The following is a 26,097-nucleotide window of genomic DNA, read 5'->3' as shown; positions in this document are numbered from 1 at the left end:
CGAAACTGCTTCTCATTCCGGAAAGCCCCCATGAATTATCTTCTTCCCGCAGCCGCCCTGTCGCTCCTGACCGCAGGCGTCGCCGCCCCCGCCCTCGCCCAGTCCGCGCCCGACTGGAGCGGCCCGTACATCGGCATCTACGGCGGCGCGGTCGACAACAAGGAAAACGACGGCGAAACCCTCGTCTTCGACCGGAACCTGGACGGAACCTTCGGCGAGACGGTCACCACCTCGGGCGGCGCCGACGCCTTCGCGCCCGGCTTCTGCGGCGGTCGCGCCCAGAGCAATGAGGCCGTGACCGGCTGTCTGGGCGATGACACCGGCGTCGAGGGCTCCATTCGCGGCGGCTATGACTGGCAGTTCGGCTCGATCGTGGCCGGCGTCGTCGCCGAGTGGAGCGGGGTCAATCTCTCGGACACCGCGACCGGCTTCAGCAGCACCCCGGCCAACTACGTCTTCAATCGCGAAGTGAACGACATGGCCGCCATCCGCGCCCGGGTCGGCTACGCCATGGGGCCGGCCCTGGTCTATGCGACCGGCGGCGCCGCCTATGCCGGCGTCAAGAACAGCTTCTCGACCACCAACACCGCCAACAGCTTCACCACCATGACGGATGAAGACGACGCCGATGGCTGGCAGGCCGGCGCCGGTCTGGAATGGCGCCTGGCGCGGAACCTGTCGGTGACGGGCGAGTACCTCTACACCTCGCTCAACACCGGCGATTACGTCGTCCGGGCCGGCAACAACGGCACGACCCCGGCGACCAACCCCTTCATCCTGGCGCCGAACACCGCGGGCACGGACATCGCGCGCAGCAGTGACGAGATGGAGCTGCACGCCTTCCGCATCGGTATGAACGTTCGCTTCTGATCGGCTCCTGACTGATCACTGATAATCGACGCCGGTTCCTGCAAAGGGGCCGGCGTCATCGTTTTAGGGGGTTCCCGCCGCCATCGGGCTGGCCTAGTGGACCCGGACAGGCTGGACCCTTGCCCGAGCGCACAGGCCGTCTAGTCTGCCTTCTGAAACCGGCGGCTCCTCACAGCCGCGCCACACGAGACCTGTCCATGACCGGCGCCCCCGCCCCCACCGTCCCTCAGGCGATCACCCTGGAGGCGCTGGAGGCGAACTATGCCGTCGCGGCCGATCATCCGCCCGGCGCGGCGGAGAAGGCCTATCTGGCCCAGGTTCTGGAAGATTACGCCGCCGACGAGACGCCGGAGCTGGATGGCGCGGACCTCGGCGCCCTGCTGGCCGCCGTCTGGAAGACGGTGCTCGAGCGTGACCCCGCCGATCCGGCCCGCATCAGCGTCGGCCCCCACACCGGCGCGCGCGGCGTCGGCACCGGCTATGACGTCCTGACCATCGTCCAGAACGACAAACCCTTCCTCGTCGACAGCGTGATGGGCGAACTGGCCGAGGCCGGGGTCACCGTCCGCTCGATGTACCACCCCATCGTCGAAGGCCCGCAGGGCCGGACCTCGGTCATTCTGGTGGTGCTCGACGCCCTGCCGCAGGAGCGTCGCGACGCCCTGGGCGAAGCGCTGGCCCAGACCCTGGCCGATGTGCGCGCGGCGGTGACCGCCCACGGCGCAATGAATGAACTGATCGGCCAGTCGATCGCCCATCTGGAAAGCTCGCCTCCGGGCGTCGATCCCGAAATCCTGGCTGAAAACCTGGCCTTCCTGCGCTGGCTGGCGGCGAACCATTTCGTCTTCCTCGGCGCCCGCGACTACGACTATCCGCGCGCCAGCGACGGCGGCTACGAGGCCGAGGCGCCCCTGTCCCAATCGGGCGAAGGGCTGGGCGTTCTGGTCGATCCGGAGCGCACCGTGCTGCGCCGGGCCTCGGAACCGGCGGTCCTGACCCGGCAGATGAAGCGCCAGCTGGACCTGTCCGAGCCGGTCACCGTGGCCAAGGCCAACGCCCGCTCGCGCGTCCATCGCCGGTCCTACATGGATTACATCGGGGTGAAGCGTTACGGCGCCGACGGTCGCCCGTCCGGCGAGACCCGCTTCGTCGGCCTGTTCACCGCCGAGGCCTATGACAAGGCCGCGTCCGAGGTGCCGCTGATCCGCCGCAAGGTCGCCAACGCCCTGCAGCGCGCCGGCAAGCTGGAGGGGACGCACAGCTACAAGCGGCTGAAGAACATCCTCGACAACTATCCGCGCGACGAGCTCTTCCAGATCACCGAGGATGAGCTGCTCGATATCTCGCTGGGCATCCTGCACCTGCACGACCGCCCGCGGATCAAGACCTTCACCCGCAAGGATCCGTTCGACCGCTTCGTCTCGATCCTGGCCTTCATCCCGCGCGAGCGTTTCGACGCCTCGGTCCGTGAGCGGATCGGCGCCATCCTGGCCCGCGCCTGGGGCGGCCGCATCTCGGCCTGGTATCCGCAGCTGTCGGATCAGCCGCTGGTGCGCATCCACTACATCATCGGCGTGACCCCGGGCGATCATCCGTGCCCGGACCAGGCCGCGCTCGACGCCGAGGTGGCCGAGGCCGGACGCAGCTGGGTCGATCGCTTCGAAAGCGCCCTGCGCGCCGCCGATGTCGAGGAAGTCTCGGTCGGACCGGTCAGCGCCCGCTGGGCCGACGCCTTCGGCGCCGGTTATCGCGACCGTTACGACGCCGCCGAGGCGGTGCTCGACTATCAGGCCATCGACACCCTGAACGCCTCGGGCGAGGTCGGCCACGGCGAGCCGGTGGCGGTCCGCGCCTTCCGCACCGCCCGCGACGGGTCGCTGAACTTCCGCTTCAAGCTGTACCGTCGCGGCTCAGCCGTGCCGCTGTCCGACGTCCTGCCGATCCTGGCGGACATGGGGCTGAAGACGCTGGAAGAGTGGGGCTACGCCCTGAAGCCGGTCGGCGACGCCGAAATCCACGTCCACGAATTCCTGATGGAAGACCCGCGCGGCGGCGATCTGGACTTCGCCACCGTCCGCGATCCGTTCGAAGCCGCCTTCGCCGCCGTCTGGAACGGCCGCACCGAAAGCGACGGCTTCAACCGTCTGGTGATCGAGCTGGGCGTCGACTGGCGTGAAGCCGCCCTGATCCGCACCCTCGCCCGCTACCGCCAGCAGACCGGCCTCGATCCGTCGCAGGCGGTGCAGGAAGAAGCCCTGCGCGACTATCCGGCGGTGGCCCGCGCCATCCTGGCCCTGTTCGACGCCAAATTCAGCCCGGCCGCCGGTGGCGACGCCGCCGCGCGCGAGGCCACGGTCACCGACCTGGCGACCCACATCAACGACCTGCTGCAGGACGTGAAGAGCCTCGACCACGACAAGGCCCTGCGTCGCCTGTCGCTGCTGGTTCAGGCGATCAAGCGGACCAACTACTATCAGGTCGGCGCGGACGGTCAGTCCAAGCCTTACATCTCGATCAAGATCGCCTCGCGCGAACTGGACGACCTGCCCCTGCCCAAGCCCTTCCGCGAGATCTTCGTCTGGGCGCCGTACATCGAGGGCGTGCACCTGCGCTTCGGCCCGGTCGCCCGCGGCGGCCTGCGCTGGTCGGATCGCCGTGACGACTTCCGCACCGAGGTGCTGGGTCTGGTGAAGGCCCAGCAGGTCAAGAACGCCGTCATCGTGCCGGTCGGCTCCAAGGGCGGCTTCTTCCCGAAGAAGCTGGCCGACATCGTCCGCGCCGGCGGCGACCGCGACGCCCAGCAGGCCGAGGCCATCCGCGCCTACAAGACCTTCCTGTCCGGCCTGCTCGACGTGACCGACAACATCGCCAAGGACGGCTCGGTGGTTCCGCCGGCCGCCGTCACCCGCTGGGAAGGCGACGATCCCTATCTGGTCGTGGCCGCCGACAAGGGCACGGCGACCTTCTCCGACATCGCCAACGGCGTCTCGGCCTCCTACGGCTTCTGGCTGGATGACGCCTTCGCCTCGGGCGGTTCGGTCGGCTACGACCACAAGGTCATGGGCATCACCGCCCGCGGCGCCTGGGAGGCCGTGAAGCGGCACTTCCGCGAGGAAGGCAAGGACATCCAGTCCGAGCCCTTCACCGTCGTCGGCGTCGGCGACATGTCCGGCGACGTCTTCGGCAACGGCATGCTGCTGTCCAAGGCCATCAGGCTGGTGGCCGCCTTCGACCACCGCGACATCTTCATCGACCCGACCCCCGATCCCGCCTCGTCGTGGGTCGAGCGCGACCGGATGTTCAAACTGCCGCGCTCGTCCTGGCAGGACTATGACGTCTCGAAGATTTCGGCGGGCGGCGGCGTCTTCTCGCGGTCGGCCAAGTCGATCCAGCTCAGCCCCGAGATCAAGGCCGTTCTGGACATCCAGGAGGACGTCCTGGACCCGGCAAGCCTGATGAAGGCCATCCTCAAGGCCCCGGCCGAGCTGCTCTACTTCGGCGGCATCGGCACCTACATCAAGGCGCCGAACGAGACCGACGCCCAGGTCGGGGACAAGGCCAATGACGCCATCCGCATCGACGGCGCCGAGGTCCGGGCCAAGGTCATCGGCGAAGGCGCCAACCTGGGCCTGACCCAGGCGGGCCGCATCGCCTTCGCCCGCAACGGGGGGCGGATCAACACCGACGCCATCGACAACTCGGCCGGCGTCGACAGCTCCGACCACGAGGTCAACATCAAGATCCTGACCGGGGCGGCCATCGCCTCGGGCGCGCTGAAACAGGAGGATCGCAACGCCCTGCTGGCCTCGATGACCGAGGAAGTCGGCCTGAAGGTGCTGGTCCACAACTACGACCAGACCCTGGCCCTGACCCTGCAGCAGGCGGAGGGCGCCAAGGCCCTCGATTCCCAGCAGCGGTTCATGCAGTGGCTGGGGTCGAAGGGGAAACTGGACCGCAAGGTCGAGGGTCTGCCGGACGATCTGCGCCTGTCCGAAATGAAGGCTTCGGGCACGCCCCTGACCCGTCCGGAGCTGGCCGTCCTGACCGCCTACTCCAAGCTGGAGCTGTTTGACGAGATCGTCGCCTCGGGCGCGCCCGATGACGCCTTCTTCAAACAGACCCTCGTCCGCTACTTCCCCGGCCCGCTGGCGAAGTTCGAGGCGGACATGCAGCGCCACCGCCTGAAGCGCGAGATCATCTCGACCATCCTGTCGAACGAGATCGTCAACATGTGCGGCGCGACCTTCCCGGAACGCCTCCGTCTGTCGGCCCAGTGCGACACCGGGGCCATGGTCATCGCGTTCGAGGCGGCCCGCCAGATCTTCCGCCTGGACGAGGCGTGGGATGCGGTCTCCGCCCTCGACGGCAAGATCACGGCCGAGGCCCAGACCGCGCTCTACACGGAAATCTCGACCGTGCTGCGTCGCCAGACCGTCTGGCTGGCCAAGCGCGCCTCGCGTGACGGCGCCACCGTGGACAGCCTGATCGCCGCCTATCGTCCCGCCGCCGACGCCCTGCGCGCCGCCGGCGGCGCGGTGCTCAGCCGCTTCGAGGAGGCCCGTCTGGAGGCCCGGGTGCAGAGCTTCGTGGGCCTGGGCGCCTCCGAGGACATGGCGCGCGGCTTCGCCATGCTGCGTCCGCTGGTCGCCACCGCCGACATCGGCGATCTGGCGCGCGAGGCGGGCTGGCCGGAACCGGCCATGGCCATGCTCTACCACCAGGTCGGCGCGGCCTTCGACTTCGACCGCCTGCGCGCGGCCGCCGGCAATGTCCCGTCGGCGGATCACTTCGATCGTCTGGCGGTCCGCCGCCTGATCGAGGATCTAATGTTCGAGCAGATGACCCTGACCCGCGCGGTGGCCAAGGCCTCCAGCGTGGCTGTCGGCGCCAGCGAGGCGGCGGCCGAGAAGGCCGTCGACGACTGGATCGGCTCGCGTCTGGCCACGGTCGAGGCGGTCCGCGCCTCGGTGGACGAGATCGAGGCCTCCGGCTCCGGCTGGACCTTCGCCAAGCTGACCATCGCCAACGCCTCGATCCGCGAGATCGCCTCGTCGGCCCGCTAGGCGTATTTCGCCCACAGGCTTCGCCGGTACGTCCAGATTTGACGTACCGGCGTGCCATGATCCTGTTCCTCGCCCAGCAGGCGAGGTGCGGAAGGAGGGCCGGGAGTCCGGTAAGTCCGGCATTCAGTTGAGTTCGGTTGAATAATTTCAACAGGTTGAAGAGTCCGCACCGGACTCACCGGACTCTCCGGACCGTTTTCGGGGCTTCGCGCTCGGCCCGCTGATCTGTTAGCGTCGTCTTCCAAGGGAGCGGCTGATGCCCAGAAAGTTTCTCGTCGTCGTCGACGACAGTCCCGAGTTCCAGGCCGCGCTGCGCTATGCGTCGCGCCGGGCCCGATCGACCGGGGGCCATGTGGTCCTGCTGCGGGTGATTCCGCCCGCCGCCTCCGACGCCCACTGGGCCGGCGTACGCGAGGAGATCGAGCGCCAGACCCGCGCCGAGGCCGAGGCCGAGGTCAACACCTGGGCCGCCGAGGCCGCCGAACGGTCCGGCTCGACGCCCATCCTGCTGATCGAGCGCGGCGAGGCCCAAGCCAGCATCCGCAAGGTCGTCGGCGAGGATCCCGACATCAAGATCCTGGTCCTGGCGGCCGGAGAGGGCGGGCGCGGCCCCGGCCCGCTGGTCGCCGCCGTCGTCAAGCAGGGCGCCGCCTTCACCGGCCGCAAGCTGCCGGTCACCATCGTCCCCGGCGAACTGACCGAGCAGGACATCGAGGATCTGGCATGACCCGGAGGGGGCGCTAACGCTCGCGACGCGGTCGCTCGCTGCTTGAGCGCCGTCCGGCTTTGGCTCCCCACCCTTGAACCCCGGCCTTCGAGGGCGCACTTACGCCCCATGTTCATCCAGACCGAACCCACGCCGAACCCGAACGTCCTGAAATTCCTGCCGGGACGGGATGTGTCCGAGGACCCGCGGGACTTCGTCAATGCGGAAGAGGCCGCCGCCTCGCCGCTCGCCGAGGCCCTGTTCGCGCTGGATGGCGTGACCTCGGTCTTCTTCGGCTACGACTATGTGTCGGTGACCCGCGAGGCCCAGGGTCTGGAGTGGAACCAGATGAAGGCCCCCATCCTAGCGGCCATCATGGACCATTTCGTCTCGGGCGCGCCCCTGATGCGCGGCGGCGTCTTCAACAGCGCCGACCCGGACGGCGAGGACAGCGAGATCGTCGCCGAGATCAAGCAGTTGCTCGACAGCCGCATCCGCCCGGCCGTGGCCCAGGACGGCGGCGACATCCTGTTCGACGCCTTCAACGAGGAGACCGGCGTCCTGTCCCTGCGCATGCGCGGCGCCTGCGCCGGCTGCCCCTCGTCCTCGGCCACCCTCAAGTCGGGCGTAGAGCAGATGATGAAGCACTACGTCCCCGAAGTGACCGCGGTCGAGCAGGTCATTTAAGGGCGCTACCGCTCGCGACGCGGTCGCTTGCTGCTTGAGCGCGGACAGAGCCTGAAACGATTTCGTTCGCGCTGGCGTCAGGCGCGCGCCATAAGACTCCCATGCCCCGGTTTGAAAGCGACAGCGACGCCCGGCGTCTCGGCGAGGCGCTCGCCGCCCTGCGTCGCGCGCAGGGACTGAGCCAGGCCGAGGCGGGCGCCCGGGCCGGGATGACCAGCCAGGGCTGGGGTCTGTATGAGGTGGGCAAGCGGCCCGGCCTGTTCCGCCCCGACGTCCAGCGCCGACTGACCGCCGCCGTCGACGCCACCCCCGAGGCGCTGACCCTGAACCTGCCCGAGGGCGCCGCCGCCCCATCTCCGGTTCCAACTCCGGCTCCAGCGAGTGGGGTCGAAGGCCGTGCCCGCGCCTTTGAACCGGCTCCGGCCGCCGCCCTGCACCGCCTGCAACTGGTCAACGACGACCTCGCGCCCTGGGCCGCGTCGGGGGTGACGCTGGAGTATGCGCCCGGCCGCTGGCCCCGCCGGGATCAGGGCTGCATCATCGACATGGACGACGGCGAGCGCCGGGTTCGCCTGTATGAACGGGCCGAGGGCGACGATCTGGTGGTGCGCGGCGGCCCCGGCGGCCTGTCCGCCGAGGAGCGCATCCCGCGCGCCCGCACCCGCGCGGTCGCCGCGGTCATCGCGCGGCTGGACCTCTGATGAAACTGTTTTGTTGCAACCTTGGGCTGTCTGTGAAACTGTTCCGTACCGAACAGGAGCACCGCCATGGCCCGCGCCGCAGCCCCGGATCACATCGACGCCTATGTCGGCGCGCGCCTCAGTCTGAGGCGGTCGGCGCTGGGCCTCTCGCAGGCGGCGCTGGCCCAGCGCATCGGGGTCAGCTTCCAGCAGGTGCAGAAGTACGAGACGGGCCAGAACCGCATCTCGGCCTCGCGCCTGCACCGCGCCGCCGTGGTGTTGGGGACATCGGTGGAAAGCTTCTTTCCGCCGATGGAGGGGCCGGCGTCGGGCGAGGCCGAAAGCCTGCGGGCGCTGGGTCTCACCGCCGACGGACGCGCGGTGGCCATGGCCTTTCCACGCATCCCGGACCGACAGTTGCGACAGGCGCTGGCGCGCATCGTGACCGCGCTGGCGCCCATCCCCTGAAAGACTGCGCTCTGAACGCCCCGGAAGGACGCCCCGCATGAGGGTTCTGGTCATCGATACGGCGCTGGGCCTGTGCACCGCCGGGATGTTCGAGGTGCAGAACGGAAGCGTTCGCCCGCTGGGCCTGCGCTCCGAAGCCATGACCAAGGGCCATTCCGAGCGTCTGGGGGGTCTGGCCCGCGACGCCGTGGCGGAAGCCGGCGGCTTCGACGCCCTTGACCGGATCGCCGTCACCGTGGGGCCGGGCTCCTTCACCGGCCTGCGTGTCGGCCTGTCCTTCGCCCAGGGTCTGGGCGCGGCGCTCGGACTGCCCGTGATCGGAGTCTCCACGCTCGACGCCCTGGCGGCGTCGGTGGAGGCGACGAGCGTCGCCGCGCTGATCGACGCCCGCCGGGGCCAGGTCTACGCCCGCTTCTGGCGCGACGGCGTCGCCGCTGGCCCGCCCGAGGCCCTCTCGCTGGAACAGGCGGCGGCGCAAGTCACGGCCCTCGGCGCCGGCGCGACCCTTGTCGGAACCGGCGCGCCCCTTTTGGCCGGGACCGCGCCCGGTCTGGTGATCGACGACCGGCCCGGCGCCGCGCCCGAGGCCCTCGCCCGACTGGCCGCATCTCTTGACCCGGCCGCGGCGCCGCCCTCGCCCCTTTACCTGCGGGCGCCCGACGCCACCCCGCCGACCCGTCTGCCGGGCCAGCCCCGCGCGGCGACCCCGGCGTGACCGGCGCTCTCCCCGGTCAGGCCGAGCGACTGGCGGAGCTCCACGCCACCGCCTTTGACGTGCCTTGGGACGCAGCGGCCTTCGCCCTCCTGCTGGATCAGCCCGGCGTCTTCGCGGTCGAGCGCGAGGCCGGCTTCATCCTCATGCGCGCGGTCGCCGACGAGGCCGAGATCCTGACCCTGGCGGTCCGGCCGGACGCGCGCCGGAGCGGGGAGGGAACGGCCCTCGTCGCCGACGGCGTGGCCGCCGCCAGTCTGGCCGGGGCCGACCGGGTCTTCCTTGAGGTCGCCGACGACAACGCCGCCGCCCGCGCCCTCTACGTCCGCACGGGCTTCACCGAGGCCGGTCGTCGACCCCGCTATTATTCGCGTCCGGACGGTTCGCGCGTGGACGCCCTTCTTCTCGCGCTGAACTTGCCGGGGCGGCTTCCCTAGAGCGCCGACGCCGCCTATTCTCCTGCGCCATGGACCGGATCGAAAAACTCTGCGCCGAGCGCGGCATGCGCATGACCGAGCAACGTCGCGTGATCGCGCGGGTGCTCTCCGCCGCCGCGGACCACCCGGATGTCGAGGAGCTGTACCGCCGCGCCTCGGCCATCGACCCGCATATCTCCATCGCCACCGTCTACCGCACCGTGCGCCTGTTCGAGGAAGCCGGCGTGGTCGAGAAGCACGACTTCGGCGACGGCCGCAGCCGCTATGAAGAGGCGGGCGACGATCACCACGATCACCTGATCGACACCAAGTCGGGTGAGGTCATCGAATTCTTCGACGCCGAGATCGAGCGGCTGAAGACCGAAATCGCCGAACGCCTCGGCTTCAAGCTGATCGGCCACAAGCTCGAACTGTACGGCACCCCCATCGAGGGCGCCGAGCCGTCGGGCCGCGAAGGCCTGATCTTCACCCGCCACGCCGCCCGGGTCGATCCGGCGGATATCGGCTAACTGGCGCGAAAGGCCCCGGGGCATTAAATAGCCGCCCCATGACCGATACCCTCGCCCCGCCGTCGGAGGGACAGGCCGCGCCCAAGCGCCTGTTCATCAAGACCTACGGCTGCCAGATGAATGTCTATGACTCGGAGCGCATGGCCGATGTGCTGCGCCCGCTGGGCTATGCCCAGACGGACACCGCCGAGACCGCCGACTTCGTCATCCTGAACACCTGCCACATCCGCGAGAAGGCGGCCGAGAAGGTCTATTCCGAGCTCGGCAAGATGCGCGAGCTGAAGGACGCCAAGGGCGGGGCCATGACCATCGCCGTGGCCGGCTGCGTCGCCCAGGCCGAGGGCGAGGAGATCATGAAGCGCCAGCCGGCGGTCGATCTGGTCGTCGGCCCGCAGGCCTATCACCAGCTGCCCGAACTGCTGACCCGCACCGCCCGCGCGCGCGGCGAGCGGATCGGCGCCGACTTCGCCCCGGACGAAAAGTTCGACGCCCTGCCCGCCGAACGGGGCGTGGACGGCTTCACCGCCTTCCTGACCGTGCAGGAGGGCTGCGACAAATTCTGCACCTTCTGCGTGGTGCCCTACACCCGCGGCGCCGAGTGGTCGCGCCCGGTCGCCGCCATCCTGAAGGAGGCCCGTGAGCTGGCCGCCAAGGGCGTGCGCGAGGTCACCCTGCTGGGCCAGAACGTCAACGCCTATGACGGCGAGGGTCTGGATGGAAAGCCGTCGACCCTGGCCCGTCTGGCCTATCTGCTGGCCGAGATCCCCGGTCTGGACCGCATCCGCTATACGACCAGCCATCCGAACGACATGTCGGACGACCTGATCCAGGCGCACCGCGATCTGGACGTGCTGATGCCCTGGCTGCACCTGCCGGTGCAGTCTGGCTCGGACCGCATCCTGCGCCTGATGAACCGCAAGCATGGTCGCCAGAAGTATTTCGACCTGATCGAGCGCATCCGCGAGGCCCGGCCCGACATGGCCATGTCCGGCGATTTCATCGTCGGCTTCCCGGGCGAGAGCGACCGGGATTTCGAGGACACCATGGATCTGGTCCGGCGCGTGACCTACGCCTCGGCCTTCTCCTTCATGTATTCGCCGCGCCCCGGCACGCCCGCCTCGACCATGGGGGCGCAGGTGCCCGCCGAGGTGTCGCGCGAGCGGCTGCAGGCGCTGCAGGCCCTGCTGTTCGAACAGCAGACCGCCTTCAACGAGTCCCGCGCGGGCATGACCATCCCGGTCCTGTTCGAGCGCCCCGGCAAGTTCGACGGTCACGTCACCGGCCGCTCGCCCTGGCTGCAGCCGGTCTATGTCGACGGCGTCGCGGATCAACTGATCGGCCAGATCGTTCCGGTGAAGATCGAGAGCGGCGGCCTGAAGTCGCTCAGCGGTCGTCTGACGGATCAACCCTTCGCTCAAGCAGCGAGGCTCCGCGAGCCGAGCGGTAACGACCCAAGGAAAGTCGCCTGATGGCGCGAGAGAGTGAGTTTCTGGCCTTGGGCGATGAGGCCCTGCGGGCGGTCATCGGGCCGAACAGCCGGCACATCGCCCTGATCGAGGACCGCTTCAAGGTGCTGGTCGAGACGCCGGGAGGCGGGGTCTCGATCAACGGCTCCGCGCGGGATCGGGCGCAGGCCAAGCGGGTCATCGAAATCCTCGCCGATCGCGCCGATCAGGGCGTGGAGATCACCGAGGCCGACGTTCGCACCGCCCTGGGCGCCGCCGTGGCCCAGCCGCGCGCGGGTCAGGGTTCGGTCGCGCCCGACGCCGTGGCCCTGCCGGTCGGCCGTCGCGGCGCCATCGCGCCCAAGACGGCGGCGCAGGCCCGGTATCTGGAGCTGCTGTCCCGCTGCGAACTGACCTTCGGCGTCGGCCCGGCGGGGACCGGCAAGACCTTCCTCGCCGCCGCCTACGGCGCCTCCCTGCTGCGGCGCGGACAGGTGGACCGGCTGGTCATCACGCGCCCGGCGGTCGAGGCGGGGGAGAAGCTGGGCTTCCTGCCCGGCGATCTGAACGAGAAGGTCGATCCCTATCTGGCGCCGATCTGGGAGGCGCTGAACGACATCCTCGGTCCCGACGACGTCCGCCGTCGCCGCGACAAGGGAGAGATCGAAGCCGCCCCCATCGCCTTCATGCGCGGTCGCACGCTCAGCCACGCCTTCATCATCGTCGATGAGGCGCAGAATCTGACGCGGCTGCAGATGAAGATGGTCCTGACCCGTCTGGGCGAGGGCGCGCGGATGGTGGTCACCGGCGACCCGTCACAGATCGACCTGCTGAATCGCCGCGATTCCGGCCTGCCCCACGCCCTGCGCATCCTCGAGGAGGTGAAGGGCGTCGGCGTGCTGAAGTTCGAGGCCCAGGACGTGGTGCGTCACGCCATGGTCGAGCGGATCGTGCGCGCCTATGACGCCGACGCGGCCGCGCCGTCGCCGGATCTGGAAGAGCCCCGCCGGTGATCGAGATCGAGGTCGAGGACGAGGCCTGGACCGCCGCCCTGCCGGAGGTCGAGGCGGTGGTGGATCGCGCGGCGAAGGCGGCGCTGGGGACCATTCAGGGCGACGTCGTCATCCTGCTGACCGATGACGAGAGCGTGCGCGAGATCAACGCCCGCTTCCGCGACCGGGACCGGCCGACCAACGTCCTGTCCTTCCCGGCGGCCGAGAGCGCCTTCCCGCATCTGGGCGACCTGACCCTGGCCTATGGCGTCTGCGCGCGTGAGGCGGTCGAGCAGGGCAAGACCCTGGCCGATCACCTGTCGCATCTGACCGTCCATGGCGTCCTGCATCTGCTGGGCCGGGACCATGAGGACGACGCCGAGGCCGAGGAGATGGAGGCCGAGGAGCGATCCATCCTTGCCAGTCTGGGCGTCGCCGACCCATACACGCTGGATGAACAGTCTTCTGGCGACGCTTGATACGGACAGCCCCCGCGGGCGGCTGATCCTGCGGTTCGGCCGCATCGGTCTGGCGCTGGCGGCGGGTGCCGCCGCGGCCCTGGCCCATCCGCCGTTCGGCATCCTGCCCGGCCTGCTCGGCTACGCCGTGCTGATGATCCTGTCCGAGCGCTCCACGAAGACGCGCGGGGCCTTCTGGATGGGCTGGCTGGCGGGCTTCGCCTACTTCTTCATCAGTTGCTGGTGGGTGGCCGAGGCCTTCCTGGTCAATCCGGCCCAGGCCTGGATGGCGCCCTTCGCCGCCTCCGCCCTGCCCATCGGTCTGGCCCTGTTCTGGGGCACGGCGACCGCCCTGTACCGCCGCTTCGCGCCGACGGGGATGGTGCGGGTGCTGGTCTTCGCCGCCCTGTTCTGCCTGCTGGAATGGCTGCGCGGCCATGTGCTGACCGGCTTCCCGTGGAACCCCGCCGGCGCCAGTTGGAAGGCCGGGTCGGCCGCCTCCCAGTTCGCCTCCATCGGCGGGGTCTATGGCCTGAGCTTCATCACCGTGGCCGCCGCCGCCGCCTTCGGTCCGCTGCTGGGGCCGGGGACGCGCAAGACGCGGGTCGTCACCGCCGCGCTCGGTGTTGTCGCCTTCGCCGTCCTGCTGATCTCCGGCGCCGCGCGCCTGTCCTCGGCCCGGCTGGAGCTGACCCCGACGGTCGTCCGCATCGTCCAGGCCGACGTCGCCCAGGAGTCCAAATGGACACCGGAGGCCTATCGGGGGATCGTCGACCGCTATGTGAACCTGACCGACCGGCCCGGCGCGGTGACGCCCGACCTGATCCTGTGGCCCGAGGGCGCCCTGCCGGCCTCGGCCAATGACGTCTTCGCGCCCGGTTCGCCCGACGCCGCCGCCATCGCCCGCGCTGTCCAGCCGGGCCAGAGCCTGATCCTCGGCCTCGGTCGCGGCGTGGCCGATCCTTCGACGCCGGAGGGTGGCCGCTATTTCAACAGCCTGTTCGTCCTCACCGACGAGGGCGGTGATGGCCTGCGGGTCTCGGCGACCTACGACAAATACCGGCTGGTGCCGTTCGGCGAATTCCTGCCGGCGGGCGGCCTGATGGGGGCGCTGGGCATCCGCGCCCTGACCCATATGCCGCTGGACTTCAGCCCCGGTCCGCGCCCGGCGCCGATCGACATCCGCGGCGCGCCGCGCGCCCAGCCGCTGATCTGCTACGAGAGCCTTTATCCAGGCTTCACCCCCGGCGCCGAAGGGCGGCCCGGCTGGATCGCCAACATCTCCAATGACGCCTGGTTCGGCCGCACCTCGGGGCCGCTGCAGCATCTCAACCTGGCCAGCTATCGCGCCATCGAGACCGGCCTGCCGGTCGTGCGCGCCACGCCGACGGGGACCTCGGCCATGATCGATCCCTGGGGCCGGGTGATCGACGGTCAGCGGCTGGATGCGGGCGAAAGCGGCGTCATCGACGCGCGCCTGCCGGAACCCGCCGCCGCGACGATTTATGGACGACTTGGCGACCTTCTGTTCTGGCTTCTGGTTGTGGCGGGCCTGTCCTTCACCCTGCCGTGGCGGAAGCTGATTCGTTCCAAGAGCATTGTTCCCTGAGCCCAATTCCCCCGAGGGTCGCTGCAACCGCTAAGCGATTCTCGCACTGCGGGAAACAGGGCGCCTTAACGGCAACTAACACTCCGTAGTGGCCCTGATTTCTGCATTTTTTGGTGACACAGCGGCGCTGGCAGAGCATTCAGGCTTGGCCGATATACCGACTTCAAAAGGCGTAAGACTATGGCGAGAGGCAAGGGCGAAGATGGCCCGCATCCCGTGGACCGGCATGTTGGCCGGCGTGTCTGCGAGAAACGACTCGCCCTCGGCTATAACCAGAGCGACCTCGGCCGGGCCCTGGGCCTGACCTTCCAGCAGATCCAGAAGTACGAGAAGGGCGCGAACCGCATCTCCGCCTCGAAGCTGTGGGACATCGCCCGCTTCTTCAAGGTGGACATCGGCTACTTCTTCGAAGGTCTGACCGGCGCGCAGTTGGCGGGCATGGCCGAAGGCGAGACCGCCTTCGAGCATGACTTCCCGGCGACCCGCTACACGATCGAGATCGGCCGCCTGTCGCCGCAGCTCTCGACCCGTCAGCAGAAGCTGGCGCTCGAGCTGATCCGCGACATGGCCGACCGCAAGGAGACGGACGAGGAGTAGCCTCCTCGCCGCCTTACCCGGCTTCGTTCTCCGATGACCGCCGCCGACCAAAGGTCGGGGCCGCCGCCTTCTGCTCAGCCCAGTAGGCGGCGCCTTCGCGCGGCTTGAACATCGTCTTGGCCACGCCCTCGCGGGACACCACCGCGAAGGTGTTGGTCGACGCCTGGTACAGCAGCACGTCGCCATTGGGCCGCTCCACCCGCTCCACGTCCGCCGGCGGGCGGGTGGTGAAGGCCGTGACCCGGGCCAGATAGTCCTCGGCCGTCCGCGCGCCGAAGTCCGCGCCGTTCCGCTCGAACAGGCGCGCGACCTTGGCGTCGACCGTCTCCCGGCGGTTGGCGGTCAGCACCGGCTTGACCTCCGCGGTCGCCTCGGCGGCCTCCGCCGGCGTGGCTGCGGCGGAGGTCAGCGCGGCCTGCGCGCCCTCCACCGCCCGGTCCCGCGTTTCGACGGCCGACCCGCCATCCCCGCAGCCCCCCAGACCGGTCGCCCCCACGCCCAGCGCGGCCATGGCCGCGATCAGAACCGTTTTCCGCATGACACCCTCCCACGTTGAAACCCGCTGGGACAAATCCTAACCACAGGTTAACAGTTCTTGCAATGTTCTGTTTTGCGGAAGCGTCACTCGACGCGGACGGGCGCCGTCGCTAGATCAACGGAATGACCACGGCATCGCTGTACGGACGCAAGGTCCTGTTGATCGTCGGCGGCGGCATCGCCGCCTACAAGGCGCTGGAGCTCGTGCGCCTGCTGAAGAAGTCGGGCGCCGAGGTGATGAGCGTGCTCACATCGGCGGGCGCCGAGTTCGTCACCCCCATGTCGCTGGCGGCCCTGACCGGCCATCCGGTGCGGCAGGCCCTGTTCATGCCCGAGGACGAGACGGCCATGGGCCATATCGAGCTGTCGCGCTGGGCCGATCTGGTGGTGGTGGCCCCGGCGACGGCGGGCCTGATCGCCAAGGCGGCGAACGGTCTGGCCGATGATCTGGCCTCCACGACCCTGCTGGCCACCGACAAGAAGGTTCTGCTGGCCCCGGCGATGAATGTGCGCATGTGGCTGCACCCGGCGGTGCAGGCCAATGTGGCGCGGCTGAAGGGCTTTGACGGCTTCCACGGCGTCGCCGTTGTGGGGCCGGACGAGGGCGAGATGGCCTGTGGCGAGTTCGGGCCGGGCCGCATGGCCGAGCCCGCCGCCATCCTGTCGGCCATTCAGGGCCTGCTGGCCGGACCGGACGGACGCCCGCTGACGGGCCGCAGGGCGGTGGTCACGGCCGGGCCGACCTTCGAGCCGATCGATCCCGTGCGCGGCCTGACCAACCGCTCCAGCGGCAAGCAGGGCTACGCCATCGCCACGGCCCTGGCCGAGCTGGGCGCCGAGGTGACCCTGGTCTCCGGTCCGGTGGCGCTGGACGCCCCCGTGGGGGTCACCCGCGTCTGGGTCGAAAGCGCCCGCGAGATGCAGGCCGAGGTCCAGAAACACCTGCCCGCCGACGTCGCGGTGATGAGCGCCGCCGTCGCCGACTGGCGCGTGGACGGCGTCGCCTCGGGCAAGATCAAGAAAGCCCCCGGCGGCCCGCCGTCCCTGGCCCTGATCGAGAACCCGGACATCCTCGCCGGCGTTTCCAAGCCCGGGAAGTCGCGCCCGACCCTTGTCGTGGGCTTCGCCGCCGAGACGTCGGATCTGGAGGGCAACGCCCGCGCCAAGCTGTCGCGCAAGGGCTGCGACTGGATCGTCGGCAATGACGTGTCTGACGATGTCTTCGGGGCCGACGGCAACGCCGTTACCCTGTTCACCAGGGACGGCGGCGCCGAAAGCTGGCCGCGCCAGTCCAAGACCGAGGTGGCCCGCAAGCTGGCCGCCCGCATCGCCGATCACTTCAAGGCCTGAGCCAGAAAGACCCGCGCCCATGACGACCGTCCGCGTCGAACGCCTGCCGCATGCCGAGGGCCTGCCGCTGCCGGCCTATGAGACCACGGGCTCGGCGGGCATGGACCTGCGCGCGGCCCTGCCGGAGGCCGAGCCCCTGACCTTGGCGCCGGGCGCGCGGGCGCTGGTGAAGACGGGCCTGAAGATCGCGCTGGAGCCGGGCTATGAGGCCCAGGTGCGTCCCCGCTCGGGTCTGGCGCTCAAGCACGGGATCACCTGCCTCAACTCGCCCGGCACGGTCGACAGCGACTATCGCGGTGAGGTCGGGGTCATCCTGGTCAATCACGGTCAGGAACCCTTCGTGATCCAGCGCGGCGAACGCATCGCCCAGATGGTCATCGCCCGCCACGAACAGGCGACCATCGTCGAGGTCGAGGCGCTGGACGAGACGGCGCGCGGCGCGGGCGGTTTCGGCTCCACCGGGCGCTAGGGAGCGATTCCGCGGAAGCGGCGTTAACCCTGCGAAGCGGTCAGGCTTGGCCGTATGCAGACGGAGACGACCGCCATGGAATCCCTGATCGATTCAATCACCGCCTTCCTGTCCGGCCTGTTCGGCCTGGCCCAGGGCGGGTTCGACGGGGTCAATCAGGTGATGGGCCTGCTGATCGCGGTGATCGCCGCCCTGCTGATGCCGGCATGGAGCCGACTGTGGGCCTCCAGCCTGGGCGCCGCCTTCGTGCATATCCTGATCGGCATGATCCGGCCGGTGCTGGACGGCGGCTCGCTGGTCCTGCCGCCGCTGCTGACCCTGAACTTCTGGATGACCGTGCTGGCCCTGTTCCTGGGCTATGCGATCGTCATCGCGGTCTTCTTCCTGATCAAGACGCTGTTCACGGGCGGCAGCCGCCGGCGGGTGCACGCGCACTGAGCCTGACGGCTCAGTGCATTTTTGCTGGGCCGCGGTCAGAAGGCTCCGCCTTCTCGACCCGACGCGACCTGGCGCTTCGCGCAGGCTAACTGGCCCTCAGTGATGATCGAAATGCGCTCAAGCAGCGAGGCTCCGCGAGCCGAGCGTTAGCGCGCCGCGAAGCGGCCCAGGGCAAAGGGCGAAGCCGCGAAGCGGCTACGCCTGTCGAAACCCCAACACATCCTGCATGTCGTACAGCCCCGGCTTGCGGCTGCGCACCCAGGCGGCGGCGGCCACGGCGCCGCGCGCGAACAGCGAGCGGTCGATGGCCGAATGGCTGAGGGTCAGGACCTCGTCGTCCGAGGCGAACAGCACGGTGTGCTCGCCGATGATCCCGCCCGCACGGACCGACGAAAAACCGATCTTGCCGCTCTCGCGGGCGCCGGTGATGCCGTCCCACGGCGCCATGCGGACGTCGTCCAGATCCTCGTTGCGGCCCGCCGCGGCGGCCTCGCCCAGCATCAGGGCAGTGCCCGAGGGGGCGTCGATCTTGCGGCGATGATGCGCCTCGGTGATCTCGATATCCCAGTCGCGCGCGTCCAGCCGCAGGGCGGCGTGCTCGACCAGACCGATCAGGATGTTGACGCCCAGCGAGAAGTTACCGCTGCGCACGATGGCCACGGTCTCGGCCGCCTTGAGGATTTCGGCGTCCTGTTCGGGCGAAAAGCCGGTCGAGCCGATCACCAGCGCCGGGCCGCCGCGCGCCGCGCAGGTCTGGGCCAGTTCGACGGAGGCCTCAGGGGTCGAGAAATCGATCACCACGTCGCACAGGGACAGGTCCGGGGTCTCGCCGCGGTCAAAGCGGGCGGAGACGACCACATCCTCGCGGGCGTCCAGAACGGTGGAGACCGCCCGGCCCATGCGCCCGCGGGCGCCCGAGATGCCGGCGTGGAAAATCGCGCTCAAATCAGTTCCCCCAAGGACGGAAATCCCACCCTATTGGGCCGTTTCCTTGCTGTCGCCAAGGATGTCGGCCCAGAACCGCTTGGCCTTGCCCGCGAAGGACGAGTTGCGCGGCGTCTGGGTCTCGCCCAACGAGGCGGCCAGCTCTTCCAGCAGCTCCTTCTGACGCGGGGTCAGATCGGTCGGGGTCTCGACGAACAGCTCGACCACCAGATCGCCGCGCTGGCGGCCGTTCAGGTGGGGCATGCCCTTGCCCTTGATGCGGACGGTCTTGCCGGTCTGCGAGCCCGCGGGGACGTCCACGGCGGCGCGGCAACGGCCGTCGCAGGCCTCGGACACCAGACAGGGGGCGTCGATCTCGCCGCCCAGGGCCGCGACGGTCATGGGGACCGGCACGGTGACCAGAAGGTCCAGATTGTCCCGCTCGAACAGCTCGTGCGGGGTCACGGACAGGAAGACGTAGAGGTCGCCGCGCGGACCACCGCGCTGGCCGGCGTCGCCCTCGCCCGACAGGCGGATGCGCGAGCCGTCGTCCACGCCAGCGGGGACCTTGAGCTGCAGCTTGCGGTTCTTCCGCACCTGACCGTGGCCGTGGCAGGTCCCGCAGGGCTCGGCGATCATCTTGCCGTTGCCGCCGCAGCGGGGGCAGGTCCGCTCGACCTGGAAGAAGCCGTTAGCCGAGCGCACGCGGCCGGCACCCTGGCAGGTGGTGCAGGTGGTCGGCTGGGTGCCGGGCTTGGCGCCCGAGCCCTCGCAGGTGTCGCAGGTCGCGGTGGTGGGGACCGAGATCTCCACGTCAGCGCCCTTGTAGGCCTGCTCCAGGGTGATCTCGAGATCGTAGCGCAGGTCCGAGCCGCGACGCGGGCCGCCCCGTTGTCCGCCGCCCTGACGGCCACCGAAGGCGTCTCCGAACGCGTCGCCGAAGACCTGGGAGAAGATGTCGTTGAGGTCGTGGAAGCCCTGGCCGCCGCCGGCGCCGAAGGGATTGCCGCCTGCCCCGCCGCCGGCGTGGCCGAAGCGGTCATAGTGGGCGCGCTTCTGGTCGTCGCTCAGGACGGTATAGGCCTCGGAGATCTCCTTGAAGATCGCCATGGACTCTTCCGAGCCGCCATTGCGGTCCGGGTGGTGCTGCATGGCCAGCTTGCGATAGGCCGACTTCAGGCCCGCCGCGTCGATGGTCCGCTCGACCCCCAGAATCTCGTAATAGTCCCGCGCCATCCGGCGATTGTCCTCTTACTCTGGCCCTGTCCGCGCGCCTGTTCCCGGCGCTGAGGTCAAAGGGGCTGACCGGGCTGACATGGGCGCCCGATCCCGTGATGCAAGTTTCATGAAAAGACCCCGCCCGTCGCAGGACAAGCGGGGTCTGGTTCAGCTCACACGAAAGCCGTGGCTTACGCGCTCTTCTTGTCGTCGGCGTCCGAGACTTCCTCGAACTCGGCGTCGACCACGCCGTCATCGGCGGGCTTCTCGTCCGAGGCCGAGGCGTCGGCGTTGTTTTGGGCCGCGTACATGGCCTCGCCCAGCTTCATAGAGGCCTGGGCCAGGGTGTTGGTCTTCTCGCGGATGGCTTCCGGATCCGTACCGTCCTTGGCCGACTTCAGGTCGTCGATGGCCGACTGGATGGCGGTCTTATCGGCGTCGCCGATCTTGTCGCCGTGCTCCGACAGGGCCTTCTCGGTCGAGTGGATCAGGCTGTCGGCGCCGTTCTGGGCCTCGACAAGCTCCTTGCGGGCCTTGTCCGCCGCGGCGTTGGCCTCGGCTTCCTTGACCATCTTGTCGATGTCCGCGTCCGACAGGCCGCCGTTGGCCTGAATGCGGATCGACTGCTCCTTGTTGGTCGCCTTGTCCTTGGCGGTGACGTGCACGATGCCGTTGGCGTCGATGTCGAAGGCGACCTCGATCTGCGGCATGCCACGCGGCGCGGGCGGGATGCCCATCAGGTCGAACTGACCCAGCACCTTGTTGTCGGCCGCCATCGGACGCTCGCCCTGGAAGACGCGGATCGTCACGGCCGACTGGTTGTCGTCAGCGGTCGAGAAGACCTGCGACTTCTTGGTCGGGATGGTCGTGTTGCGTTCAATCAGCGGGGTGAAGACGCCGCCCAGGGTCTCGATGCCCAGGGTCAGCGGGGTCACGTCCAGCAGCAGCACGTCCTTGACGTCGCCCTGCAGAACGCCGGCCTGAACGGCCGCGCCCAGCGCAACGACTTCATCGGGGTTCACGCCCTTGTGCGGCTCCTTGCCGAAGAAGGCCTTCACGGCTTCCTGCACCTTGGGCATGCGGGTCATGCCGCCGACCAGCACCACTTCGTCGATGTCGCCGGCCTTCAGACCGGCGTCGGCCAGGGCCTTCTTGCACGGCTCGATGGTGCGGGCGACCAGGTCCTCGACCAGGGCCTCCAGCTTGGCGCGCGACAGCTTGATGTTCAGGTGCAGCGGGCCCGAGGCGTTCATGGTGATGAACGGCAGGTTGACCTCGTACTGGGTGGTCGAGGACAGTTCCTTCTTGGCCTTTTCGGCCTCTTCCTTCAGGCGCTGCAGGGCCAGCTTGTCGGTCCGCAGATCGACGCCCTGTTCCTTCTTGAACTCGTCGGCCAGATAGTCGACCAGACGCAGGTCGAAGTCCTCGCCGCCCAGGAAGGTGTCCCCATTGGTCGACTTCACCTCGAACACGCCGTCGCCGATCTCGAGGATCGAGACGTCGAAGGTGCCGCCGCCCAGGTCGTAGACAGCGATCTTCTGGCCGTCAGCCTTGTCCAGACCATAGGCCAGGGCGGCCGCGGTCGGCTCGTTGATGATGCGCAGGACTTCCAGACCGGCGATCTTGCCGGCGTCCTTGGTCGCCTGACGCTGGGCGTCGTTGAAGTAGGCGGGAACGGTGATGACGGCCTGGGTGACGGTCTCGCCCAGATAGGCCTCGGCGGCCTCCTTCATCTTGCCCAGGGTGTAGGCGGAAATCTGTTGCGGCGAGTAATCCTTGCCATGGGCCTTCACCCAGGCGTCGCCGGTCGGTCCCTTGACGATCTCATAGGGGACCATGTCCTTGTCCTTCGCCACGACGGGGTCGCTGAAGGCGCGGCCGATCAGACGCTTGATGGCGAAGAAGGTGTTGGTCGGGTTGGTCACGGCCTGACGCTTGGCGGGCTGGCCCACCAGCACTTCGCCACCATCCTGGATCGCGACGATCGACGGGGTGGTGCGGTTGCCTTCCGCGTTCTCGATGACCTTGGGGTTCTTGCCGTCCATGACGGCGACGCACGAGTTGGTCGTACCCAGGTCGATGCCGATAATCTTGGCCATGCTTTAGTCTCTCACTCCATCTCAGCGGGCGGTGCGGCGGCCTTTTAAAGCGAAGCGCCGCGCGTGACTGCCCCCGATTTCAGGGTTTGTCGGTTTTTGGAAAGCCCCACGATCTGCGGGGTCTTCCGGGGATTGACGCCGATATGGGAAACACCCCCCTGCCTGCAAGGCCCTTGGGCGATTCAGTCGTCAGTCTCCGTCAGGAGACGACAGCGAAATCCGGGCGCATCACGCTGTTATCAGAGCCGGGGGACGGCTCGGGGAGAACGGAAATGAACAAGGCCCTCAACCTCATCGCCGGCGCGGCCCTTCTGGCCGCCGCCTTCGGAACCACCTCGGCCGCCACGGCGAGCGAGCCGCGCATCGCCGCCCAGCCGGTCGCCACCATCGTGGTCCAGTCGCGCGACGGTCAGAACCGCCGGGTCCGCGTCCACAACCAGACCGGCTGGACCATGACCCATTTCTACGCCTCGGACTCGCGCATCGACGACTGGCAGGAAGACATGCTGGGCTCGGGCGTGCTGTCGAACGGCGCCAGCGTCACCATGAACATCGACGACGGCAACGGCGGCTGCCTCTACGACTTCAAGGCCCGCTTCACCAACGGGCAGGAGCTGACCCGGATGCGGATCAACGTCTGCCAGATCGCGGACTATTATTACACGCGCTGATTTTTCGGCCGAACCTGACCCGCCGCCTCTCCGTCCATGCGGGGAGGCGGTTCTGTTTCAGGGTCAGGCGACCCGGCGCATCGGGGACTGATGGGACATGGCGGCCAGCCGGAAGCGGCTGACCGAGCCGGACAGGCTCTCGGCCTGCCGGGACAGGGCGTGGCTGGCGGCGGTGGTCTGTTCGACCATGGCGGCGTTCTGCTGCGTCACCTGATCCATCTGGTTGATGGCGGTGTTGACCTCGCGCAGGCCCACGGCCTGCTCCTGGGCCGAGGCGGCGATCTCGGAGACCAGTTCGTCAATCTCCGCCACGCGGCTGACGATGCGCTGCAGGGCCTCGCCGGTCTGGCCGACCAGATCCACCCCCGAGGCCACCTGGCTGCTGGAGGCCGAGATCAGCGTCTTGATTTCCTTGGCCGCGTCGGCCGAGCGCTGGGCCAGCGCCCGCACTTCCGACGCCACCACGGCGAAGCCGCGCCCCGCCTCGCCCGCCCGCGCCGCCTCGACTCCGGCGTTCAGGGCCAGAAGGTTGGTCTGGAAGGCGATCTCGTCGATCACGCCGATGATCTGGCCGATTTCCTGGGAGGACTTTTCGATGGCGTCCATGGCGTCGACGGCCTGACGCACCACGGCGCCGGAGGTCTGGGCGTCGCCGCGCGCGCCCTGCACCACATCCGAGGCCTGACGGGCGCCGGAAGCGGTCCGGTTCACCGTGGCGGTGATCTGATCCAGAGCGGCGGCGGTCTCTTCCAGCGAGGCCGCCTGCTGCTCGGTGCGGCGCGACAGGTCGTCGGCGGCCTGGGTGATCTCACCGGAACCCGAGTGGATGGCGCCGACATTGTCCGCCACGGCGGTCATGGCGCGGTTCAACTGGCGCACGGCGGTGTTGAAGTCGTCCTTCAGGGGGCGGTAGGCGTCCGGGAAGTCCTGCTCGACGGTGGAGGTCAGGTCGCCGTGGGACAGACCGGTCAGGGCCTCCCCGACCACGGCCACGACCTGGGCCTGCCGGGCCTCGGCCTCGGCGCGGGCCGCCTCGCTGCGGCTCCGTTCGGCCTGCAGGGCCTCCAGATAGGTGGAGATGGCCAGATCCATGTCCAGCATGACCCGCTGGGTCAGTTCGGCGACCGCCTCGGCGGTGATCCGGTCATGGTCCGCGGCCTTCTGCATCCATTTGCGCGGGCGTTGCGTCACGCGCTCGATCAGATGGGCCAGCAGCACGCTGTAGCCGCCGATGTACCAGCGAGGCTCCAGCCCGATCCGGGCGTGGACCTGTCCGATGGTGCGAACCGACTGGCTGTAGGCAGCGTCGGTGCGGCCCTCCACGATCGCGGCCCAGTGGCCCTGCTGGGCTGTGCTGGCGCCGTTGATGTGGTCTTCGTCGCGGAAGAAGCGGCGCATCTCCGGCGTGGCGCGGACCTTGTCGTAAAAGGCGTCCAGCGCCTCCGGCAAAGCCTTGCGCAGGACAGGACCGATCGACCGGTAAGCCTCCGACGGCGCACCCAGCCCCATGAAGGCCGTGCGCTGTTCCATATGGTCGTCCGACATTGTCTCACGCTCTCATACTGAAGTCGGGGACGGCGTAACGCCGCGAAGCTTGGGTGTTCTTAATGCAACCGTAGGGGAAAACCCGTACTTTGAGTGTGGATATAAGGATATCCTTATATGTTTCTTGCCCCGCGCGGCCCGGCGGTCTATAGGCCCGGCAAACCTACGATCAGGACCGACCCATGACCGACTACATCGTTCGCGACATCACGCTCGCCGACTTCGGCAACAAGGAAATCGCCATCGCCGAGACCGAGATGCCCGGTCTGATGGCCCTGCGCGCCGAGTACGGTGCCAGCCAGCCGCTGAAGGGCGCCCGCATCGCCGGCAGCCTGCACATGACCATCCAGACCGCCGTGCTGATCCAGACGCTGGAAGCGCTGGGCGCCGAGGTCCGCTGGGCGTCGTGCAACATCTTCTCGACCCAGGACCACGCCGCGGCCGCCATCGCCGCCTCGGGCACGCCGGTCTTCGCCTTCAAGGGTGAGAACCTGGTCGAGTACTGGGACTACGCCCACAAGATCTTCGAATGGGCCGACGGCGGCTATCCGAACCTGATCCTCGACGACGGCGGCGACGCGACCCTGCTGTGCGTGCTCGGCCCGAAAGCCGAGAAGGACGCCTCGGTCCTCGACAACCCGCAGAACGAGGAAGAGGAAGCCCTCTTCTCGGTCATGAAGCGTTACCTGAAGGAAAAGCCGGGCTTCTATTCGGCCATCCGCGACGCCATCGGCGGCGTGTCGGAAGAGACCACCACCGGCGTCCACCGCCTGTACCAGATGGCCGAGCGCGGCGAGCTGCCGTTCCCGGCGATCAACGTCAACGACAGCGTCACCAAGTCGAAGTTCGACAACCTGTACGGCTGCCGTGAATCGCTGGTCGACGCCATCCGTCGCGGCACCGACGTCATGCTGTCGGGCAAGGTCGCGGTGGTCTGCGGCTACGGCGACGTGGGCAAGGGCTCGGCCGCCTCGCTGCGCAACGGCGGCGCCCGCGTGATCGTCACCGAGATCGACCCGATCTGCGCCCTGCAGGCGGCGATGGAAGGCTATGAGGTCCAGACGCTGGAAGACGTCGCCGACAAGGCCGACATCTTCGTCACCACCACGGGCAACAAGGACGTCATCCGCGTCGAGCACATGCGCGCGATGCGCAACAACGCCATCGTCTGCAACATCGGCCACTTCGACAGCGAAATTCAGGTCGCCGGCCTGAAGAACTTCAAGTGGGACAAGATCAAGGATCAGGTCCACCACATCGAATTCCCGGACGGCAAGAAGATCATCCTGCTGTCGGAAGGCCGTCTGGTGAACCTGGGCAACGCCACGGGCCACCCGTCGTTCGTGATGTCGGCCTCGTTCACCAACCAGACGCTGGCCCAGATCGAACTGTGGACCAACGCCGCCAAGTACGAGAACGCGGTCTACACCCTGCCCAAGCATCTGGACGAGAAGGTCGCCTTCCTGCACCTGGCCAAGCTGGGCGCCAAGCTGACCGTCCTGAACCAGGACCAGGCCGACTACATCAACGTGCCGGTCGAAGGCCCGTTCAAGCCGGAACACTACCGCTACTAAGGCGCAGCCGGTGTTCAGCCCTGATCCGAAGGGCTGAAC

24 protein-coding genes are annotated in these 26,097 nt (G+C 68.7%); 19 read left to right on the top strand and 5 right to left on the bottom strand.

All coding sequences use genetic code 11. The features are described 5' to 3' along the window. Window positions 1-30: 30 nt before the first annotated feature. From ACFQQC_RS04515 to ACFQQC_RS04450, 14 genes are all read left to right on the top strand, one after another. The gene (locus ACFQQC_RS04515) at window positions 31-870 is read left to right on the top strand and encodes an outer membrane protein (protein ID WP_376860099.1); all 840 of its coding nucleotides are present in this window, start codon (window positions 31-33) and stop codon (window positions 868-870) included. Window positions 871-1,067: 197 nt separating this feature from the next. Further along, the gene (locus ACFQQC_RS04510) at window positions 1,068-5,933 is read left to right on the top strand and encodes an NAD-glutamate dehydrogenase (RefSeq protein ID WP_376860097.1); all 4,866 of its coding nucleotides are present in this window, start codon (window positions 1,068-1,070) and stop codon (window positions 5,931-5,933) included. Window positions 5,934-6,189: 256 nt separating this feature from the next. After that, a complete protein-coding gene (locus tag ACFQQC_RS04505) occupies window positions 6,190-6,660 on the top strand; it encodes a universal stress protein (protein ID WP_376860096.1) in 471 nt (156 codons plus the stop codon). Window positions 6,661-6,768: 108 nt separating this feature from the next. Beyond that, complete coding sequence (locus ACFQQC_RS04500; protein WP_376860095.1) at window positions 6,769-7,326, top strand: NifU family protein; 558 nt, start codon at window positions 6,769-6,771, stop codon at window positions 7,324-7,326. 101 nt (window positions 7,327-7,427) lie between these two features. Then, window positions 7,428-8,027, top strand: a complete 600-nt coding sequence (locus tag ACFQQC_RS04495; RefSeq protein WP_376860094.1) for a helix-turn-helix domain-containing protein — start codon at window positions 7,428-7,430, stop codon at window positions 8,025-8,027. 66 nt (window positions 8,028-8,093) lie between these two features. Next, a complete protein-coding gene (locus ACFQQC_RS04490) occupies window positions 8,094-8,474 on the top strand; it encodes a helix-turn-helix domain-containing protein (RefSeq protein ID WP_376860093.1) in 381 nt (126 codons plus the stop codon). Between the two features lie 37 nt (window positions 8,475-8,511). Continuing rightward, window positions 8,512-9,189 (top strand): tRNA (adenosine(37)-N6)-threonylcarbamoyltransferase complex dimerization subunit type 1 TsaB, encoded by a 678-nt coding sequence (gene tsaB / locus ACFQQC_RS04485; RefSeq protein ID WP_376860091.1) that lies wholly within the window; start codon window positions 8,512-8,514, stop codon window positions 9,187-9,189. After that, complete coding sequence (locus ACFQQC_RS04480) at window positions 9,186-9,623, top strand: GNAT family N-acetyltransferase (protein WP_376860089.1); 438 nt, start codon at window positions 9,186-9,188, stop codon at window positions 9,621-9,623. The genes tsaB and ACFQQC_RS04480 overlap by 4 nt, the downstream gene beginning before the upstream one ends. 29 nt (window positions 9,624-9,652) lie before the next feature. Continuing rightward, window positions 9,653-10,132, top strand: coding sequence for a Fur family transcriptional regulator (locus ACFQQC_RS04475; protein WP_376860087.1), 480 nt, complete (start codon window positions 9,653-9,655; stop codon window positions 10,130-10,132). Window positions 10,133-10,170: 38 nt separating this feature from the next. After that, window positions 10,171-11,601, top strand: coding sequence for a tRNA (N6-isopentenyl adenosine(37)-C2)-methylthiotransferase MiaB (gene miaB / locus ACFQQC_RS04470; RefSeq protein ID WP_376860085.1), 1,431 nt, complete (start codon window positions 10,171-10,173; stop codon window positions 11,599-11,601). Then, on the top strand, window positions 11,601-12,590 hold the full coding sequence (locus ACFQQC_RS04465) for a PhoH family protein (protein ID WP_376860083.1): 990 nt from the start codon (window positions 11,601-11,603) through the stop codon (window positions 12,588-12,590). The genes miaB and ACFQQC_RS04465 overlap by 1 nt, the downstream gene beginning before the upstream one ends. Then, window positions 12,587-13,048: an rRNA maturation RNase YbeY gene (ybeY, locus tag ACFQQC_RS04460; protein ID WP_376860081.1), complete on the top strand. Its 462-nt coding sequence runs from the start codon at window positions 12,587-12,589 to the stop codon at window positions 13,046-13,048. Before ACFQQC_RS04465 ends, ybeY begins: the two co-directional genes overlap by 4 nt. Further along, window positions 13,023-14,636 carry an apolipoprotein N-acyltransferase gene (gene lnt / locus ACFQQC_RS04455; RefSeq protein ID WP_376860079.1) on the top strand — a complete coding sequence of 538 codons (1,614 nt, stop codon included), beginning with the start codon at window positions 13,023-13,025 and terminating at the stop codon, window positions 14,634-14,636. The genes ybeY and lnt overlap by 26 nt, the downstream gene beginning before the upstream one ends. A gap of 180 nt (window positions 14,637-14,816) precedes the next feature. Further along, a complete protein-coding gene (locus tag ACFQQC_RS04450; RefSeq protein ID WP_376860077.1) occupies window positions 14,817-15,233 on the top strand; it encodes a helix-turn-helix domain-containing protein in 417 nt (138 codons plus the stop codon). A 13-nt stretch (window positions 15,234-15,246) separates the two neighbouring features. Here the strand turns inward: ACFQQC_RS04450 and ACFQQC_RS04445 are convergent, their stop codons facing one another. After that, window positions 15,247-15,771 carry an S-type pyocin family protein gene (locus tag ACFQQC_RS04445; RefSeq protein WP_376860075.1) on the bottom strand — a complete coding sequence of 175 codons (525 nt, stop codon included), beginning with the start codon at window positions 15,769-15,771 and terminating at the stop codon, window positions 15,247-15,249. A 122-nt stretch (window positions 15,772-15,893) separates the two neighbouring features. Between ACFQQC_RS04445 and coaBC the strand changes: the two genes are divergently transcribed. The 3 genes from coaBC (at window position 15,894) to ACFQQC_RS04430 (ending at window position 18,027) form a co-directional block, all read left to right on the top strand. Continuing rightward, window positions 15,894-17,120: a bifunctional phosphopantothenoylcysteine decarboxylase/phosphopantothenate--cysteine ligase CoaBC gene (gene coaBC / locus ACFQQC_RS04440; protein ID WP_376860073.1), complete on the top strand. Its 1,227-nt coding sequence runs from the start codon at window positions 15,894-15,896 to the stop codon at window positions 17,118-17,120. A 19-nt stretch (window positions 17,121-17,139) separates the two neighbouring features. Further along, complete coding sequence (gene dut / locus ACFQQC_RS04435) at window positions 17,140-17,589, top strand: dUTP diphosphatase (RefSeq protein WP_376860071.1); 450 nt, start codon at window positions 17,140-17,142, stop codon at window positions 17,587-17,589. Window positions 17,590-17,664: 75 nt separating this feature from the next. Continuing rightward, window positions 17,665-18,027 (top strand): hypothetical protein, encoded by a 363-nt coding sequence (locus ACFQQC_RS04430; RefSeq protein WP_376860069.1) that lies wholly within the window; start codon window positions 17,665-17,667, stop codon window positions 18,025-18,027. Between the two features lie 195 nt (window positions 18,028-18,222). Here ACFQQC_RS04430 and dapB read toward each other — a convergent pair whose 3' ends face one another. The 3 genes from dapB to dnaK form a co-directional block, all read right to left on the bottom strand. Continuing rightward, window positions 18,223-18,972, bottom strand: a complete 750-nt coding sequence (dapB, locus tag ACFQQC_RS04425; RefSeq protein ID WP_376860068.1) for a 4-hydroxy-tetrahydrodipicolinate reductase — start codon at window positions 18,970-18,972, stop codon at window positions 18,223-18,225. Window positions 18,973-19,002: 30 nt separating this feature from the next. After that, complete coding sequence (dnaJ, locus tag ACFQQC_RS04420; protein ID WP_376860066.1) at window positions 19,003-20,187, bottom strand: molecular chaperone DnaJ; 1,185 nt, start codon at window positions 20,185-20,187, stop codon at window positions 19,003-19,005. Between the two features lie 173 nt (window positions 20,188-20,360). After that, on the bottom strand, window positions 20,361-22,268 hold the full coding sequence (gene dnaK, locus ACFQQC_RS04415) for a molecular chaperone DnaK (protein WP_376860064.1): 1,908 nt from the start codon (window positions 22,266-22,268) through the stop codon (window positions 20,361-20,363). Window positions 22,269-22,540: 272 nt separating this feature from the next. Here dnaK and ACFQQC_RS04410 point away from each other — a divergent pair, with 272 nt between their 5' ends. Continuing rightward, complete coding sequence (locus ACFQQC_RS04410; protein WP_376860062.1) at window positions 22,541-22,939, top strand: hypothetical protein; 399 nt, start codon at window positions 22,541-22,543, stop codon at window positions 22,937-22,939. A gap of 63 nt (window positions 22,940-23,002) precedes the next feature. On the opposite strand, the gene ACFQQC_RS04405 is transcribed toward ACFQQC_RS04410, so the two are convergent. Continuing rightward, window positions 23,003-24,484: a methyl-accepting chemotaxis protein gene (locus ACFQQC_RS04405; RefSeq protein WP_376860060.1), complete on the bottom strand. Its 1,482-nt coding sequence runs from the start codon at window positions 24,482-24,484 to the stop codon at window positions 23,003-23,005. A 182-nt stretch (window positions 24,485-24,666) separates the two neighbouring features. On the opposite strand from ACFQQC_RS04405, the gene ahcY reads away from it, so the two are divergent. Continuing rightward, entirely contained in the window at window positions 24,667-26,058 is a 1,392-nt protein-coding gene (gene ahcY / locus ACFQQC_RS04400) for an adenosylhomocysteinase (protein ID WP_376860058.1), read from the top strand. The last annotated feature ends 39 nt before the right edge of the window (window positions 26,059-26,097 follow it).

The organism is Brevundimonas sp. GCM10030266, from assembly GCF_042666595.1.
GTDB lineage: Bacteria > Pseudomonadota > Alphaproteobacteria > Caulobacterales > Caulobacteraceae > Brevundimonas.
This window is presented reverse-complemented; position numbering and strand designations above follow the sequence as displayed.